Annotated in this window: 12 protein-coding genes; 4 read left to right on the top strand and 8 right to left on the bottom strand. The window is 66.2% G+C overall.

Annotated features, from left to right (window positions below; genetic code table 11):
• Positions 1–159 precede the first annotated feature (159 nt).
• The 3 genes from ACW4LP_RS00755 to ACW4LP_RS00765 are packed head-to-tail and all read left to right on the top strand — an operon-like array spanning position 160 to position 2,617.
• Complete coding sequence (locus tag ACW4LP_RS00755) at positions 160–999, top strand: energy-coupling factor ABC transporter ATP-binding protein (RefSeq protein ID WP_455803376.1); 840 nt, start codon at positions 160–162, stop codon at positions 997–999.
• A complete protein-coding gene (locus ACW4LP_RS00760) occupies positions 996–1,850 on the top strand; it encodes an energy-coupling factor ABC transporter ATP-binding protein (RefSeq protein ID WP_455803377.1) in 855 nt (284 codons plus the stop codon). The genes ACW4LP_RS00755 and ACW4LP_RS00760 overlap by 4 nt, the downstream gene beginning before the upstream one ends.
• Positions 1,850–2,617: an energy-coupling factor transporter transmembrane component T family protein gene (locus ACW4LP_RS00765; protein WP_418686075.1), complete on the top strand. Its 768-nt coding sequence runs from the start codon at positions 1,850–1,852 to the stop codon at positions 2,615–2,617. The genes ACW4LP_RS00760 and ACW4LP_RS00765 overlap by 1 nt, the downstream gene beginning before the upstream one ends.
• Positions 2,618–2,635: 18 nt before the next feature.
• Here ACW4LP_RS00765 and ACW4LP_RS00770 read toward each other — a convergent pair whose 3' ends face one another.
• On the bottom strand, positions 2,636–4,495 hold the full coding sequence (locus tag ACW4LP_RS00770; protein ID WP_455803378.1) for a DUF6320 domain-containing protein: 1,860 nt from the start codon (positions 4,493–4,495) through the stop codon (positions 2,636–2,638).
• Positions 4,468–5,484 (bottom strand): alpha/beta hydrolase, encoded by a 1,017-nt coding sequence (locus tag ACW4LP_RS00775; RefSeq protein ID WP_114549144.1) that lies wholly within the window; start codon positions 5,482–5,484, stop codon positions 4,468–4,470. Before ACW4LP_RS00775 ends, ACW4LP_RS00770 begins: the two co-directional genes overlap by 28 nt.
• A gap of 569 nt (positions 5,485–6,053) precedes the next feature.
• Here ACW4LP_RS00775 and ACW4LP_RS00780 point away from each other — a divergent pair.
• Complete coding sequence (locus tag ACW4LP_RS00780; RefSeq protein WP_455803379.1) at positions 6,054–8,108, top strand: HelD family protein; 2,055 nt, start codon at positions 6,054–6,056, stop codon at positions 8,106–8,108.
• Between the two features lie 582 nt (positions 8,109–8,690).
• Here the strand turns inward: ACW4LP_RS00780 and ACW4LP_RS00785 are convergent.
• From ACW4LP_RS00785 to ACW4LP_RS00810, 6 genes are all read right to left on the bottom strand, one after another.
• Positions 8,691–9,122: a hypothetical protein gene (locus ACW4LP_RS00785; protein WP_114549142.1), complete on the bottom strand. Its 432-nt coding sequence runs from the start codon at positions 9,120–9,122 to the stop codon at positions 8,691–8,693.
• Between the two features lie 12 nt (positions 9,123–9,134).
• Positions 9,135–9,572 carry a LytTR family DNA-binding domain-containing protein gene (locus ACW4LP_RS00790; protein ID WP_114539250.1) on the bottom strand — a complete coding sequence of 146 codons (438 nt, stop codon included), beginning with the start codon at positions 9,570–9,572 and terminating at the stop codon, positions 9,135–9,137.
• Positions 9,573–9,837: 265 nt separating this feature from the next.
• The gene (locus ACW4LP_RS00795; RefSeq protein ID WP_161127948.1) at positions 9,838–11,409 is read right to left on the bottom strand and encodes a C69 family dipeptidase; all 1,572 of its coding nucleotides are present in this window, start codon (positions 11,407–11,409) and stop codon (positions 9,838–9,840) included.
• Between the two features lie 157 nt (positions 11,410–11,566).
• The gene (locus ACW4LP_RS00800; protein WP_114549140.1) at positions 11,567–12,937 is read right to left on the bottom strand and encodes an MFS transporter; all 1,371 of its coding nucleotides are present in this window, start codon (positions 12,935–12,937) and stop codon (positions 11,567–11,569) included.
• Between the two features lie 51 nt (positions 12,938–12,988).
• Complete coding sequence (locus ACW4LP_RS00805; RefSeq protein WP_455803380.1) at positions 12,989–13,834, bottom strand: MerR family transcriptional regulator; 846 nt, start codon at positions 13,832–13,834, stop codon at positions 12,989–12,991.
• A 171-nt stretch (positions 13,835–14,005) separates the two neighbouring features.
• On the bottom strand, positions 14,006–15,775 hold the full coding sequence (locus ACW4LP_RS00810) for an FAD-dependent oxidoreductase (RefSeq protein ID WP_114539246.1): 1,770 nt from the start codon (positions 15,773–15,775) through the stop codon (positions 14,006–14,008).
• Between the last annotated feature and the right edge of the window lie 161 nt (positions 15,776–15,936).

Raw genomic sequence — 15,936 nt, forward strand, 5'->3', positions numbered from 1 at the left:
CCTCCCGTGCTCAAACAGCATTGAAGTGCAGGGCTCTCCGAGGGCCGCGGATTCTTCCTCATGCACTTCAATGAACTGCGCGCGGGAGGCACGCCCCGCATCTCGCGCCTACTCGACTGTGGTTCCGCCCTGGGAGAGTTACAAGCAAGAAAGGTCATCATGATCGAGTTCAACGAGTTCAGTTTTCGGTATCGGGAAGGGGAGGCGCCGGTGGTGCGTGACATCACGCTTTCCATTCCCGATGGCTGCTTCGTCGGCATCACCGGGGCGGCGGGCAGCGGGAAGTCCACGCTCACCTACGCCATCAATGGCATCATTCCGCACTGCTATCCGGGCGACTTCTACGGCTCGGTCACGGTGGAGGGCCTCGACACGGTGGACGCCTCGCTCACCGACCTGTCGCGGCTGGTGGGCAGTGTGTGCCAGGACATCGACTCGCAGATGGTGTCCACGGTGGTGGAGGACGAGATCCTCTACGGCCTGGAGAACTTCGCGGTGCCACGTGAGGAGATTCCCGCGCGCGTGGACGAGGCGCTTGACGCCATGGGCATCGCTGATTTGCGCGACCGCACCATCGACAGCCTGTCCGGCGGCCAGAAGCAGAAGGTGGCGGTGGCCTCGGTGCTGGCGCTGCACCCCAAGGTGCTCGTGCTGGACGAGCCTACCGCCGAGCTGGACCCGGCCTCGTCGGTGACGGTGTTCGATCTGCTGGCCCGCTACGCCCGGGAACACGGCACCACGATCGTCGTGGTGGAGCAGAAGATCGCGCTTCTGTCCGATTATGCCGATATGCTTGTCATCGTTGACGAGGGCCGCATCCGCTTCGCCGATACGCCGGACGCGGTGCTGGCCCACTCCGAGGAGCTGCTGGCGCTCGGTGTGAACGTGCCGCGCTCGACGACGCTTATGAACGCGCTTTCCGCCCAAGGTCTGTACGCCGGTCCCACGGTGCGCAACGTGGCCGGGGCCGCGGCGGCGCTGAAGGAGGTTCTCGCATGATCGAGTTCAAGAACGTGTCGGCGTCCTACGACGGCGAGCTGGCCGTGCTGAACGACGTGAGCTTCACGGTGAACAACGGCGACTTCGTGGCCTTCGTCGGCACCAACGGAGCGGGGAAATCCACCACGATGCGACTCGTGAACGGGCTTTTGAAGCCCACCTCCGGCGAGGTGCTCATCGACGGCGTGCCCACGACCTCCCTGAAGACGAGCGAATTGGCCCGGCGCATCGGCTTTCTCTTCCAGAACCCCGATCGGCAAATTTGCTGCAACACCGTGCGCGAGGAGCTCATGTTCGGATTTGCGGCCCTCGGCGAGGAAGGGCCCGAAGCTGAGGCGCGGGTGGACGCCATGATCGAGCGCTTCGGCTTCGACGCGGATGCCGAGCCCTACCTGCTGAACCGCGGCACGCGGCAGCTGCTCGCCCTGGCCTCCATCATCGTGCTGGCGCCGCCCACCATCATTCTGGACGAGCCGACCACGGGCCTCGACTTCCGCGAGTGCGTGAAGGTGATGGACGTGGTGCGCGAGCTGAACGAGAACGGCACCACGGTCATTATGGTCTGCCACGACATGGAAGTGGTGGGAGACTTCGCTCGCCGCGTCATTGCCATGACGGCCGGGCGCGTGGTGGCCGACGGCCCCACCTTCGAGGTGCTGCGCGACGGGCGCGTGCTGAAGGAGGCGCACATCCTACCGCCCCAGGTGACCGAGGTGTCGCTTATCCTCGGGCGCGAGGCGGCCTGTCCCGCGGCCGTGGCCGAGGCCAACACCGTGGCCCAAATGGTGACGGCGGTAGCTCAGGCATGCGATAGGGAGGTCGAAGCCGTGGAAGTGGAGGCGATCGACTAATGGCCAAGTTTCTGGAATATGTGCCGGGGGAGAGCTTTCTGCACCGCATGAACCCCTGTGTGAAGCTCATCGGCGCGGTGCTCATCGCCATCGCCTGCTTCGTGACGAGCAACCTGGTGTTTCTGCTGATCCTTCTGGCCGCCGCGCTCGTCATGGCCGCCTCGTGCGGGTTGGGCCGCGAGACAGCGGGGCTGTGCAAGGCGGTGTTCGCGTTCTCGCTCATTCTGGCCGTGGTCATCCTGCTCACGACGCCCCACGGTATGCCGCTCGTGCCTCTGCCCTGGGGTTATATCGGCGCCGGCAGCCTGCTGGCGGCCCTCACGGTTATCGTGCGCCTCATGGCGGCGGCCATTCCGTTGTTCCTCGTGTTCTACGTCACGAAGATGAACGATCTGACGAACGCGGCCGTCAAACAGCTGCACGTGCCCTACAAGTACGCGTTCACGTTCACGAGCACGGTGCACTTCATCCCCGTGTTCATGAACGACATGGCCGGCATCATGGAGGCCCAGACAGCCCGCGGCGTGGAATTCGACGGCTCCTTCGCGAAGAAGGTGCGGCTCATGATTCCGCTGTGCGTGCCGCTTCTGGTGAGCTCGGTGCGCAAAACGAACTCCGCCGCCATCGCCGCCGAGGTGCGCGGCTTCAACCTGCGCACGCGCACGAGCGGCTACAAGGACTACCCGCTGCATGCCGAGGACTTCGTGGCCCTGGCCGTGTGCGTGGCGGTGCTGGCCGCCGCCATCGTGCTGGCAGTGGTGGGGTAGGGACTGGAGACAGGTGGCCTACCGCAGCGAGAACAGCTTGCGGGCTTCGGCGGCCAGTTGCTTGCGGCCGACCAGGAGCAGGATGGCCAGCAGGGCCGCGGCGGCTGCGCCGGCGGCTATGGCCAAGGGCGGCCAGGTGATGAGGCCGGCGGCCAGAAGCGCCAGGGGAACGAGCCCGAGCAGCACCTCGTAGATGAGGTACTTCGCGTATCCGGTGACAAACGGTCCGCGGAAGGCGATGAGGAGCACCGCGTTGAACGCGAGGGCCAGCATGCACAGGCCCGGCACCACGTAGGTGGTGACGATGAGGTTTCCCGTGGATGCGAACCACAGCCCCGCCACGGCCAAAAGCACGAGGAAGTAGCGCTCAACCACGCGGATGAAGTCGGGGGCGTGCACGATCATGTTCCGCACGAACAGCCAGTTCAGGGCCACGGCCGCACACGGCGCCCCCACGGCCAGCGCGCTGCCGCCCGCAGTGCCGCCCAAAAGCGCGATAAGTGCGATGCAGATAAGGGTGAGCACCGCCAGAACCGTGCGGACGCGGGTGCTCTTGCGCTCGAAGGAGTTCGGCGGGAACACCGATGGCACGGGAGCCGCCTTGCGGGCGGCCGCCAGCGGACCGGGGCGGTGGAACGCCGGCGCGTCGCGGTTTGCGTTCAGATATCCGCGCATCCCCTCGTCTTCCAAAACCTCTGCCAGGGCGCGGGTCACCTTCTGGCCGAGGAAGCGGCTGGAGATGCCGATGGATAGATCGTCGCCGTAGGTGCACACGATGAAGTTGAGGCCGGAGGTGGACGTGAGCGCGCTGATGCCTTCCACGTAGGGGGCCGTGCATTCGTCCAGCGCCACGCGGCCGAGGCTCGAGACGGTAGTGGTGACCTCGCGGGCGGCGCGCGCGTCGGCGACGGCCAGCGCCGCATCCTTCACGATGAGGGGCGCCGCGCGCAGAAGTGGGTTCTTCTCCAGCTTGATCATGGCCATCATACGGCGCTTCAGGGATGCGGGCTCGCATCCGGCGGTCAGCTGGCGCTGCACCTCGGCGGCCACATCGGCTAGGGGCGCATCGGCATCGCCGGGGGTGTAGGAGACGAAAGCGAGCCCGAAGAAGTTGCGCAGGGTGGCCGAGCCGAAGAGGCTGCGCAGGTCGACGGGCACGTCCAGGTGGATGGCCCGGCGCCGGTCGCGGGCAGTCATGGTAGTGCGCACGGCGCAGATGACCGCCGCGATGAGGTAGGAGGTGACGCTGACTCCGGCGTCTTTGGCGGCGGCATGCACGGCGCTGGCCGATAGGTGGTATTCCAGGTAAAGCGGGTCGGCGTCGGTCTTCAGGCCCGTCAGATGGAAGACGCGCGGCTTTTTCGCCTTTCCCGCCGCGGAGCGGTCGTAGTTGGCCGTGAAGCTGTCCTCGGTCTTCTGCGCCTCGGTGCCCGCATAGGCGCAGGCGGCGGCTTCGGGCAACCCGTAGCGCTCGGCCACGTAAGCGCCGAGCAGCGCTTTTAGGAACTCCAGGGCCCCGCGCCCGTCGGAGATCATGTGGGACACTTCGACGTTGATGCGCCGGCGATAGTAGCTCACGCGGAAGAGCACGCTTTGGGGCCCGGCATGCAGGCCGTAGCAGATGGGCAGGTTTTCGGGAGTCACGCGCGGCGAGGTGCCGGAAGGTTCCAGGTAATGCCAGAACATGCCGCTTCGCAGCGACACGTTGAAACCGGGAAACTGCGCTACAGTGGCATCCAGCGCGCGCTGCAGTGCCTGCTCATCCACTTCGTCGGCCATGGTGGCCGCCAAGCGGAAGATGGTCTGGTTCGGGCTTCCCGCCTGGGCGGCGTAGAACTTGCCGACGTTGTCTAGTCGGTACCAAGAAGCGTCAGCCATGGCCGGTCACCGGGTTTCGGGAGCGGGTCGCCATCGAGGAAGTGCGCGATGAGGCGGTAGGTGTCGCGCACGAGCGAGAGCACGGAGGGGTACAAAAAGTAGCCGTGGACGCCGTCGTTCATGCGGAAGCAGGCCACTTCGTTGCCCTCCGCATCCAGGCGCGCAGCGAAAGCCTCGCCCTCGTCGCGCAAAGGGTCGTACTCGGCGGTGATGACGAGCGTGCGGGGCAGGTCGGCCAGCGACGTCGCGATGAGCGGCGCGAAGCGGGAGTCGTGGAAATCGGCGGGCGTGCGCAGGTACAGTTCGATGTAGTCGACGATGGCCTGGCGGGTGAGAATGTAGTCCTCGCCGTTGTCGCGCACGGAATCGAACAGCGTCGTTTCGGAGTGGTCGTTGTACACGAGCGGGTACAAGAGGATCTGGGTGCGCGGGCGGAAGTCGCCGCGCTCGCGGGCGAGAAGGCTCACGGCCGCCGTGAGGTTGCCGCCGGCCGAGTCGCCCATGAGCACGATGCGCCCGGGATCGGCGTCGCGGATAAGCGTGCCGGCGAACAGCTGCCGCGCCACGGCGTAGCAGTCCTCAAGCGCGGTGGGGAAGCGGTGCTCGGGGCTGCGCCGGTAGTCGACGGCGATGACGCGGCGCTCGAGCTTCAGCGCCGTGCGCATGCAGGCGTCGCTGTAGAATTCCACGTCGCCGTTGGCCCAGCCGCCGCCGTGCAAGTACAGGATGGTGCCGCGGTGATCCTCGTTCACGTGCAGGCCCCGCTTCAGGGAGAAGTCGATGTCGAGGGGCGTGAACACGCGCAAGGGAATCTCGTAGCCGTCGTCGGCTGTGGCGGTGATCTTGTCGATGCGGCAGCGCGGGTCGGCAATGGTGAGTTTGCCGGCGGCGTCCTCCACCTTGCGCTGGGAGTTCCAGGAATTGGCCACGTCGGGCTGCAGGCGCGTGATGGCCTTGATGACCGCTTGGACGGCGGGGTTCATGGGCATGAGCGCTCCTTGTCTCGGGGTCGGCGGCGTAGGGTGTCGTGGTCGGCGGCGTCGAGCGCCGCGGTCGACAGCGGCATCGGGCGCCGCAGTCGGCGACGCTTTTGACGCCACGTAAACGCTGAGTTCCATGCTAAGGGAAGTTGTCCCTGCTGACGTCTGGCTGCTGCCCCTTGGCATCAAACGGTAAACGACTCGCTACAGCCATACCGTCTTAGCATGGGAAGCGAAGTTGCGCGAATTTTGTGGAGGTCGGTGCGGTGGCGACTGGTGCTCAGGCGCGGGGCCGCTAGCATAGCGTTTCCCCTTGACGTCGGCGCATCTCACGGCTTCGACCTCTCAGGTTTCCCGGACGGGGCTCAGCGAGGGCCGAGCCGTCCGCGTTTCGCGAAATCTGGACGAGGAAGGAGAAGGCTGCGGATGCGGAACATGACGAAGCCCTGCTTCGGTCTGCAGACGCAGATGCCGATGCGGACACCGATGGAGGATCCCCTAGCATAGAAGCGGAAGAGCAAGCCCACCTTGACGAGGTGTTGGGTGCGGTGCGCGCGGCCGTCGATCGAGCGCGCGGGTTGGCCGAGCGTACGGAGGCGAGCCATCGCGAGGCGGGGGCGCAGCTGGCGGCCTCGCGTGGCGAATTGGCGCCGGAGGAGGCGCATCTTTCTGCCTATGAGCTGAACCGCATGGACGCCCAGGCCGCTTTGGCCCATCGCTCCCGAGGCCGGTTGGAGAAGCTGCTCGATTCGCCCTACTTCGCCCGGGTCGATTTCGTCGAAGGCGAGGAAGGGGCGTCCTCATCTGCCGGTTCGGCCGAAGGCGAGACGGCGGCCGCACGCCAGATCACCTACCTCGGGCGCTTCGCCCTCACCTGGGAGAACCAGGCGCTCATCTCCGATTGGCGAAGCCCGGTGGCCGCGCTGTTCTACGACTTCGAGCCGGGGCCGGCCGCCTTCGAGGCACCGGCCGGGCGCCGGGAGGGAACGCTCGCGCTCAAGCGGCAGATCTCCATCGAGGAGGGGCAGCTGCGCTACGCGGTGGACTCCAGCTCCAGCGTGCGCGACGAGGTACTCGCGACGGTTCTCGGGCGCACGTCTGACGCGAAGATGCATGATATCGTCTCCTCCATCCAGCGCGAGCAGAACGCCGTCATTCGCGATGAGGCGCCCGGCACGCTTATCATTCAGGGCGTGGCCGGCTCGGGCAAGACTTCCATCGCGCTGCACCGGGTTGCCTACCTGTTGTATCGCCAGAAAGAGCGGCTGACCTCGCAGTCGGTGGCCATCCTCTCGCCGAGCCGGGTGTTCTCCGACTACATTTCCGGGGTGCTGCCGGAGCTGGGCGAGGAGCCAGTGCGGCAGTGGAGCCTGCACGACTTGGCGGCCCTCCTTTTGGAAGGGATCACGAAAGTGGCGCTCCCGGTGTCGGCTGCCGATGAGGCCGACCCGGTTCGGGCGGCCCGTGCTGCCGCCAAGGGCACCGAGGCGTTCGCTGCCTCGTTGACGGCGTGGCTCGGCGCTCAGCTGGGGGAGAAGGGCTCCGGCGATGGGAAGGTGGCGGCATCGGAGCTCTTCGAGCCGCGCGACTTGGCCGTCGGGGGCGACGTGGCCGAGGCGTCCTGGCTCGCCGAGCGCTTTGCGGCTTACGCGCCGGTGCCCTTCGATGAGCGCCTCGACCTTATCGCCGGCGACGCGTTGGAGTTGGCCCATGGCAAGACCTTCGGCCGCTATGTCCACACCATGCCGACGCGCCGCGAGCTGCGCGGGCGGCTCCTGCGCATGATGCGGGCCAAGAACCCGCTGGCGCTGTACAAGCGCTTTTTAGCCGACACGGGCCAGAGCGCCCTGTTTAAGGCGCCGGCCAAGGGCGTGGTGGAATGGGAGGACGCCTTCCCCGTCGTGCTGTGCGCCCTGGCCTTCGCGGGCCCCGACGGATTCGCCCCCACTTCTGCCGTGCGCCATCTGGTCATCGACGAGATGCAGGATCTGACGCCGGTGCAGCACGAGGCCATCTCCCGCCTGTTCCGCTGCGATCGCACTATCCTGGGGGATGTGAACCAGCTCGTGGACGGCCGTGCGGTGTCGGCGCCCGAGGCGGTGGCGGCCCATTATCCGGGCGCGCGGGTGGTGCGGCTCATGACGAGTTACCGTTCGACCAGCGAGATCACCGAGCTGGCCGCCCGGGTGATGCCCGTTGCGGGTCTCGTCGCCGTCCAGCGCCATGGGGAGGCGGTGCGCTTTGCGCGCTGCGGCGACACCGTGGGGGTGCTCGCGGCGGTGGACGAAGCCATCGAGCGGTGGCGTGCCTCGGGGCGGCGCACCTTGGGAGTCATCGCGAAATCGGACTTCCTCGCCGCCCGCTACGCTGAGCTCATTGCGCGCGATCACGACCTTACGCTGCTCACCGATGAAACGGACGCCTACCCGGGCGGTATCGTCGTCAGCTCGGTGCGCCTAGCCAAGGGCCTCGAGTTCGACGAGGCGGTGCTGCTGGACGCCGACGGCCGCCAGTACGCCACCGAGGCCGATCGCAACCTGCTCTACGTGGCCGTCACCCGCGCCATGCACGCCCTGACCGTCCTCTACCGCGACGAACCGAGCCCGTTTCTGGGGGAGAAGCGGCTGCGTTAGGCCAAGCGCGGGCGGCCAAGCGGATCGGTTCTATTGCCCCAGCCCCATATCTGCAAGCGCTACGAGGCGGCACCCGCAGGCGGCGGCTTCGGCTCGGCAGGCGTCGGTAAAGCCGCTTTTCGAGAAGAGGAACAGCCGCTGTTTGTCGGCGCTCCCGATAAGGGTTTTGTATAGTCACGATTATAATAAACGTAACTATACAAAACTAGTACCGCTTGTACAGGAGAATCGGCCTCAGCACTTGCCTGGAATGAGGCGATGCCGCAGCTCTTTCTAGGGAAGAGACGGACGCGTTGGCCAAGCTTGTTATATTGTGGCGGGTCGACGCGCTTGGATCCGCTAAGAGCCAGTATGCGAAATTGGTCGGACGCCGAGTTGTCAGAATTTGTATCAAAATCTGCACTTATCAGCGTCCTGGATTGAAAAAAGCCGTCGAAATTAACGTAGAACAATATAATAATTGACTGTAGGAGCCTTCCAGACGCTGATAAGTGCAGATTTCCTACTAAATCGGCGCACTCGGCCTTCCGGGCGGGGAAAGCGCGGACGAGGACCGACGTAATCGCTTCTCGTCGCGATGGCCTACTCTTTCCGGCCTTCGCGGTAGCGGGCGAGGGCGGCGTCGAAGCTGCCGGCGGTGCGACGGTAGTAGATAGTGTAGCCGGCGGTGATGGCGGCCAGGGTGACCAGGTAGATGGCAACGAAGCTGACCCAGGCGCCGATGTTGTCCAGGGGGAACCAACCGCCGAGCGCGGCGCACAGGACGAGCGCCGGAAGGCCCGTCAGGCCGAACCCGGCGATGCGTGCGGGGTAGCTCAATCGCCCGATGACCGCCTCGGTAAACCAGAATGCCTGCAGGGCGCACAGGGCCAAGGCGGCGGCGAGCAGCGAGAGCGTGATGACGATGCCCTCGACGGGCCCGGCGAAGATGAGGCCGGCTGTGCACCAGAGGGCCATGGCGACGGTGAAGGTGATGCAGGCGCGGACAAAGGCGCTCTTGACGATGTTTCTCATGGCGAATCCTTTCTACAGCCCGATCTTCTGCTTGATGGCCGGGGCGTACTGGCGCGAGGCGATGACGGATTCGCCGTTATCGAGTACCAGCTCCAGCCGGGCGTTCAGGTAGGGGCGAAGCGCCCGCACGTGGTCGAAGTTCACGATGAGAGATTTCGAGGCCCGCACGAACTCGGTGCCGGCGAGGGCCTCTTCCAGCTCGTAGAGGCGCAGCGGGCTCTCCAGCACGCGGTCGCGGCCGTAGAGGAAGGTGCGGCCGTCGACGGTTTCCGCGTACAGCACTTCCGACGGTTCCACGATGAACGTGCCTGTGCCGTCGGTGCCGAGAAGCCGGCAATCCACTGCGTTCGCGGTCGCCATGATGGCCCGCACCCGCCGGTCGATGGCCGGGCAGCGGATGGTGACCTCCGCCTCTTCTAAGTCGGGCCGCTCTTCCACGGTCAGCTTCACGGGCGCTCCTTTCCGTCTCCTGTCCGTAGCGCTAGTGTGCCTCGACGGGGCAGCGACGGCAAGGGGGCGCCGCTTCACTTGCACGAGAAGAGCCCTGTGTTGCAGGGAGAGGGGAGCGAGTGGGGCGTGAATGCGAAAGAACCGTGAATGCGAAAGAACCGTGAATGCGAAAAGGCCGGCCTCGGCGTCGCCAGCGAATGGCGAGGCGCCGGGGCCGGCCCCAATCAGGCATTGGCGTTGCGCTCGGGGGCGCAACGGCGCGCTCTCAGTGGTCGTTCATGTTGAAGGCGTTCTTCATCGTGACCGTGCGCTGGTCGAGCACGGTGCCGAGCAGGGCACGGGTCTGCGTTTGCACGCTATCGACGAGCGCCTGATTCGCGCGCTCGAGCTCGGCGATCACCGTCGGATCGTCCATATCGTCCAGGTTCGCCTTGCCTTCGGCGGCGAGCTTCTCAAGCGCGGCGTCGGTCTCGCGCAGCGACTGGTAGCCCTGGGCCATGGTGTTCAGGCGGTAGCCCTGGATGGCCTCGTAGCTCTCGAAGAACTGCGGGTCGGAAAGACCTGCCAACAGGCGGTTGTTCCAGTAGAGGCTGTCGGTGGTCACTTCCGTGGGGGTGTCCAGGTAGGCGGGGAGCTCCTTCACGTTCGCGTACAGGGCCACGGCGGTGTTGAAGGGGCCCGACGCCGGGGCGAACCAGTGCACGCCGCGCAGCGCCTTGGGTGCGTTCGGGCGAATGCACAGGATGGAGCACTCGGAGGTGCGGTCGATGCCGACGTAGCGGTACTGGTGGCGCGTCTCTGGCGTGCCCTTGGTGCCGTAGGGATCGTACTCGGTGCCGTCGTAGGTGGTGGCGAGCAGGTCCTTCACATCCGACGCCGACAGCTTCTTGTCGGGGCGCATGGCCCAGGGGATGTCGAGACTCTCGGGGCCGAATTCGGGCGCGGGCCCGGCAAAGCGCGGGTCGGAGGGCGTCAGGCGGCTGCACAGGTACCACTTGCGCGGGGCGTTGTACAGCTGGTCGAGCCAGGTGTAGGTGGAAAACGCGATGCGGGCGTTGAAGTAGCGCGGCAGTCCCTCGACGGTCTCGCCGGCATCGTCCTCGTGGGAGGGCATATCCATGAGCAGGTCGTTCTCGCGGATCCACTGGGCCAGATCGGCGCTGCACATGTAGTCGTGCTGATCGCCCAGCGCGTCGGCCAAATCGAAGTGATCGATGCCTTGGCGGTTGGGCTGCACCACGTAGCAGTCGTCGGGCACGCGCCGTGCGATCCAATGGTGGCCGCCGATGTTCTCCCAGTACCAGACCTCGTCCGCGTCGCCGAAGGCCACGCCGTTGGTCTCGTAGGTGCCGTACTTCTCCACGAGCATGCCGAGGCGCGCAACGCCTTCGCGGGCGCTTTTGATATAGGGCAGCGTGATGGTGGGCAGGTTCTCCTCGCCAATGCCGCCGGGCACCTCGGACTTGTAGTTGGCGTCGCCGGGCTTTCCGACAGCGGGCTGGTAGGTGACGAGCGGGTCGGCGCCGAGCACGCGGGCGTTGGCCGAGATGGTCTCGGTGGCCGACATGGACACGTTCGCCGCGTTGATGCCGGTTTCGGCCCACACGCCATTTGCCGGGTCGGCGTTGGGCGTGCAGGTGTAGCGCAGAGGGTTGTCGGGCAGATCGATGGTCAGGTGGCTGGCCACGCCGGTGTAGGTGCGCGGCTGGTCCTCTGGCATGACCACGATCATCTTTTTCGGATCGAACGAGAAGTCCTCGCCGTCCTCGTTGCGGGCGACGATGGTGGAGCCGTCGTTGGTGGCGCGGCGGCCCACGAGAAGCGTTGTGCAAGCCATGGTGTCTCCTTGGTTGGGGAATGATTCCGGCTCCATGGTGTGCCTGCGGGGCGCCCGCCTTCCGGCTCGCGGGCAACTTGTTCGAAGACCGTTGCCAGATGGCTGCGCCGCTGAAAGCCAGATAGTCGTACTGCTGGCTTTCGGACGTCGCGCGGTGCTAGACGCGCTCGGCATTGGGAACGAAGGGAATGGGGTCGGGATGGCTCTCCTTGTCGTCCAGGTACTTCAGGCTGTGGGTGTTGAGGGCCCACACGGTGATGAGCATCCAGCAGCCAGCGAGGGCCAGGGCGGCCACGGACACCCCGGCGCCCTCCACGACGAGCGAGGTGGCGAAGACGGCCACGGGCGCGGCGGCCAGGGTGAGCGAATTCTGCGTCCCCAGGGCGCTCCCGCGGTTTTCGGCGGGAATGCGGTCGAAGATGAAGAAGCCGAGCAGGGCCGAGATGGGGCCGGCCGAAAGGCCCAGCATGAGCGCGCTCGCGATGAGCAGCGGGAACGGGGGCAAAAGGCCCAAGCCCAGAATGCCCAAGGCCATGCCGGTGAGCGACAGGATGTACCAGGTGCGGCGGCGCAGCTTGTGGGCGAGCGCCGCATAGCCGAGCGAGCTTGCGAGCATGCCGGCGGACATGGCCGACAGCACGTAGCCGAGCAGCTCCGGGCTGTTCGCGGCCGTGAAATGCACCGGCAGCACGAGGCCCTGGAGCGAGCCCATCACCATGACGATGCCGAAGCTGATGAGCATGGACGAGCGCAAGAGCGTATCGCTCGCGAACAGCACATGCGCGCCGTCGCGCAGGGCCTGCCACGCGTCGGGCAGAAGGCCGCGTCGGGATTCGTCTTTGGTGGAGCTGACAGCTCTGGCAGCCGGGACGCCGGTCGGGCTGGCGGCGGGGGTTGTCGCGCCGCAGACGGCGCCGAGGGAGCGGGGCAGCGTGAGAGTGAGAAGAGCTGCGGAAAGCGACATGGCGGCCGTGAACCACAGGGCGTTCACGCTTCCTGCTGCGCCCATGAGGAAGGCGGCCAGCGCGGGACCTGCGATGACCACGAGGGAGTCCAGCGATTGCGTGAGGCCCATGAACTTTTGCAGGCTGCGCCCGTCGCGCTCGCAGACGGTGGGCACGAGGGAGTCGCGGGCCGTCATGCCGGGGATGTCGCCGACGGCGCCGAGGAGTCCCAGTGCCACGAACCAGCCGAAGGAGAGTCCCCAGATCATATCAACGATGGGCAGCAAAGCCACGCTGGCCGCCGACAGGATGTCGGAGACGACAGAGACGTTGCGTCGGTTGAAGCGGTCGGTGAGCGCCCCGCCGACAAGGCCGATGACGAACTGGGGTGCGGCACAGATGAGCGCGAGGGTGCCAGCGGCCAGGGCGTCGCCGGTGGTGGCGAGGAGCACAAGCGGTAAGACGACGCTGGCCACGGAATTGCCCAGCAGCGAGCAGGCGCAGGAGAGCAGGTAGCGGGGAGCGGTCTTGCGCGGCCGGTACGGCTTGCGCGGTCGGCGGAATTTCGGGGACGCGAGGGTCATGGCGGGGCCTTTCTCGAACGGCGGGTCAGGGGTTCGAGGGGCCAGTAAAAACTATGACGTTGCGTCGGAGTCAAACGGCTCGTGGACGACTTGTGGAGAGGCCGCAGTCGCATTCTCCCGTTGCGCCCGCTCGGTCATGATCTCCTCGATGCCGCGCTCGATGCGGTTGTACACGTCCTGCTGGGCCTCGTTGTAGCCCGCGAAGGCTATTTCGTCCAGGAATCGCTCGCGGTCGGTGGCGGGGCGCAGCCAGTTGGCGGCATCGAAGCAGGCGATGACGGGGACAAGCGTCTCGAGGGACTCGGCGGCGAGTGTGGCGCGCTCTTGCTCGGGGGCATCGGGCGCGAGGGCGCAGAGCTTCTCGTCGAGCCGTTCCATGGCCTCCACGAGCCTCTCGCTTGCGATGGTATCCACGACGCGCTCCAGCTCGCCGAGCTCCTTCTCGTCGTAGAGGTGCGCGGCGACGATGAGGGCGGTGCGGTCGTCGGGGGAGGTTTCGGCGAGGCTGTCCACGCCGGCGAGCTTGCGCAGGATGCGGGCGAAGCGCACGGGAAGGTCAGGATCGAGGTGCTCGGCGCGCAGTTCGGCGATGGTGCGTCGCTGTTCCTGCAGCCTTGCGATCTCGAGGGCCAGCTCGCGGTCGAGCTCGTCTAAGGCGCTCGCGGATGTCGCGTGCCCCTCGGCATCCATCTCTTCCAGAACGTCCCCGATGCGCGAGAGGGAAAAGCCCAAGCCGGCCAGGCGCTTGATGCGCAGCACGCGGGCCACGTCGGCAGGGGAGTAGTCGCGGTACCCGTTGGCGCGCCGCGGCGGTTCGGACAGAAGCCCCAGCTGGTGATAGTGCCGCAGCGTGCGCACGGTCACGCCGGCCAATTTTGCCACCTCGTTGCTGCGCACGATTTCCCTCCCTTGCGGTTGCTCGCGTCCCGTCAGCTGCCTCCATTGTAATGGCTTTTCGAGCGTTTGACCCCGGAAAGGAAAAGCGGCGCCCTGGGAGAGGGCGCCACCAAAAAGGGAGGGCTCGGAGATTCTCTTGCCGCAAAACGCCCGAGGGGACGGAAGGTGCCCCTACAAGTTCGCCACCTGGCGGCCGCAGAGCATGCCGAAGGTGACGCAGCGGCCCGCGTTCAGGCCGGCGGCCAGGTTCGGGTAGGTGCCGTTGTAGTAGTTGCCCGAGTCGTTGCCGATGACGTAGAGTCCCTCGATGGGGGCGTTGTTCTCGTCGAGCGCCTGGAACTTCGTGTTGATCTTGATGCCGTCCAGGGTGGCGAGCGCCATGCCCGACAGCTTGCAGGCATAGAAGGGCGCCGTGCGAATCTCCGACAGGCGGAAGGGCTCCTTGCCGTACTGGGTGTCGTTCTGCGCATCGTAGAAGCCGTTGTACTGCTCCACGGTGGCCAGGAAGGTCTCCTTGTTGATGCCGAAGGCGTCGGCGATCTCTTCCAAGGTGTCGGCCTTCACGATCTTGCCCTCTTCCACCAAAGCGTCGATGATGGCGGCCGTGCCCTCAACGCCCTCGGGGTCCATCTGGTTGGTGCCCTCGCCCTTGATGAGGCCCGAGCAGCCGATGGTATGGAAGCGCTCGATATCGGTGGGCCAGTTGGAATCCCAGATGTCGAACCAGGCGCGCTGGCTGGACTTGCGCGCCAGGGCATGGATGAGGAAGTCGTAGGGCGACGACTCGTTGGTGATGCGCTCGCCTTCGATATCCACCTTCAGGAAGGGCTGCGTGGCCATGTGGAAGTAGCCGAAGTCCATATCGAAGGGGGCGCCGGGCAGCTGGTCGGGACGCATGATGCCGCGGTCGAACACCATGGAGGTGGGGTTCTCGTCCTTCACCGCGCCGGCCCACAGACAGGCCTTGATGCCCTGGCCCTGGGCGTTGAAGTTGCCGAAGGGCACGACCCCGCACAGCCCCTTGGCGTTCTCGGCCTGCAGAGCCATGTACATGTCGGGGTTGTTCGCGTAGCCGCCGGTGGCCACGATGACGCCCTTCGCGGCATTGATGCGCAGGAACGTGGCGCCCTCGTCGGTGGAGGCGTAGGCGCCCACCACTTTATCGCCTTCCTTGATGAGGCATTCCAGGCTCGTCAGGTAGCGCAGCTCGGCGTTGGGCTGGGCCAGGAAATTGGCCTCCACCTGGGCGTAGGTGACGCCCTCTCCGCTGGCCTCGTCCTTGCCGGCCTTGCCGTTGTCCAGCATGGCGCCATGACCCGTGGGCCAGCACTTGTAGCGCGTCTCTTCGGCGGGCATGCTCCACTCCAGGTCGATCTTGCACTGATCCACGCCGTCGGTCAGATCGCAGTACCAGTTCACAGCCTCGGCGGAGTGCGCGGCCCACAGCTGGTACAGATCCATGCTGGCGTTGTTCAGGGAGTAATGCACCAGATCGTTGCAGATCTCCTGCGGGTCGATGTTGACGCCGGCTTCCTGCTGCTTGCGCGAGCCCACGGCGCCGATGGCCGAGCCGCGCAGGCCCGTTCCCTTGTCGAACTTCTCGATGAGCAGGGTCTTGGCTCCCTCCATGGCGGCGAAGTTCGCAGCCACGAGGCCCGAGCAGCCGGCGCCGATGACGAGCACCTCGCAGTCGACGGTCTCGGCGCAGTCGGCGTCGGTGATGGCGGGCGCTTCTCCCAGCCAGGCGGGAACGTCGGAGGTGGGGGTGCTTTCGGCAGGGGCATTGCCCGCGGCGGCGCCTGCCGCCGGCTCGTCGCCGCCCGTTGCGGCCGTGGGCGTTCCCTGCGGCGCGCAGCCGGCAAGCCCCAGGGCCGCGGCGGCGCTCGCGGCGAGCGTGCCGGTGATGAAGTGACGGCGACTGAACGATGTCTCGATGGTCATGATAGGTCCCTTCCTTCTCTTTTTCGCGTTGCTCGGCGCATCCGATTTGGGGGTCGAGCGCGAGTCCAGTGTGCGCCTTACCGGCGTCCTCTGCCATCGTGCTACTCCGTGATTTTTTGTTTTTCCTGTTCAGAAGCATCACCCCTTTCACGTGAGTTGCC

Source organism: Adlercreutzia sp. CNCM I-6215 (genome assembly GCF_977072315.1).

What these genes read in the sequence shown, in the direction of transcription:
- ACW4LP_RS00755 (WP_455803376.1), top strand. Translation starts at nt 160, where the DNA reads ATGATCGAGTTCAACGAGTTCAGTTTTCGGTATCGGGAAGGGGAGGCG.
- ACW4LP_RS00760 (WP_455803377.1), top strand. Translation starts at nt 996, where the DNA reads ATGATCGAGTTCAAGAACGTGTCGGCGTCCTACGACGGCGAGCTGGCC.
- ACW4LP_RS00765 (WP_418686075.1), top strand. Translation starts at nt 1,850, where the DNA reads ATGGCCAAGTTTCTGGAATATGTGCCGGGGGAGAGCTTTCTGCACCGC.
- ACW4LP_RS00770 (WP_455803378.1), bottom strand. Translation starts at nt 4,495, where the DNA reads ATGGCTGACGCTTCTTGGTACCGACTAGACAACGTCGGCAAGTTCTAC.
- ACW4LP_RS00775 (WP_114549144.1), bottom strand. Translation starts at nt 5,484, where the DNA reads ATGCCCATGAACCCCGCCGTCCAAGCGGTCATCAAGGCCATCACGCGC.
- ACW4LP_RS00785 (WP_114549142.1), bottom strand. Translation starts at nt 9,122, where the DNA reads ATGAGAAACATCGTCAAGAGCGCCTTTGTCCGCGCCTGCATCACCTTC.
- ACW4LP_RS00795 (WP_161127948.1), bottom strand. Translation starts at nt 11,409, where the DNA reads ATGGCTTGCACAACGCTTCTCGTGGGCCGCCGCGCCACCAACGACGGC.
- ACW4LP_RS00800 (WP_114549140.1), bottom strand. Translation starts at nt 12,937, where the DNA reads ATGACCCTCGCGTCCCCGAAATTCCGCCGACCGCGCAAGCCGTACCGG.
- ACW4LP_RS00810 (WP_114539246.1), bottom strand. Translation starts at nt 15,775, where the DNA reads ATGACCATCGAGACATCGTTCAGTCGCCGTCACTTCATCACCGGCACG.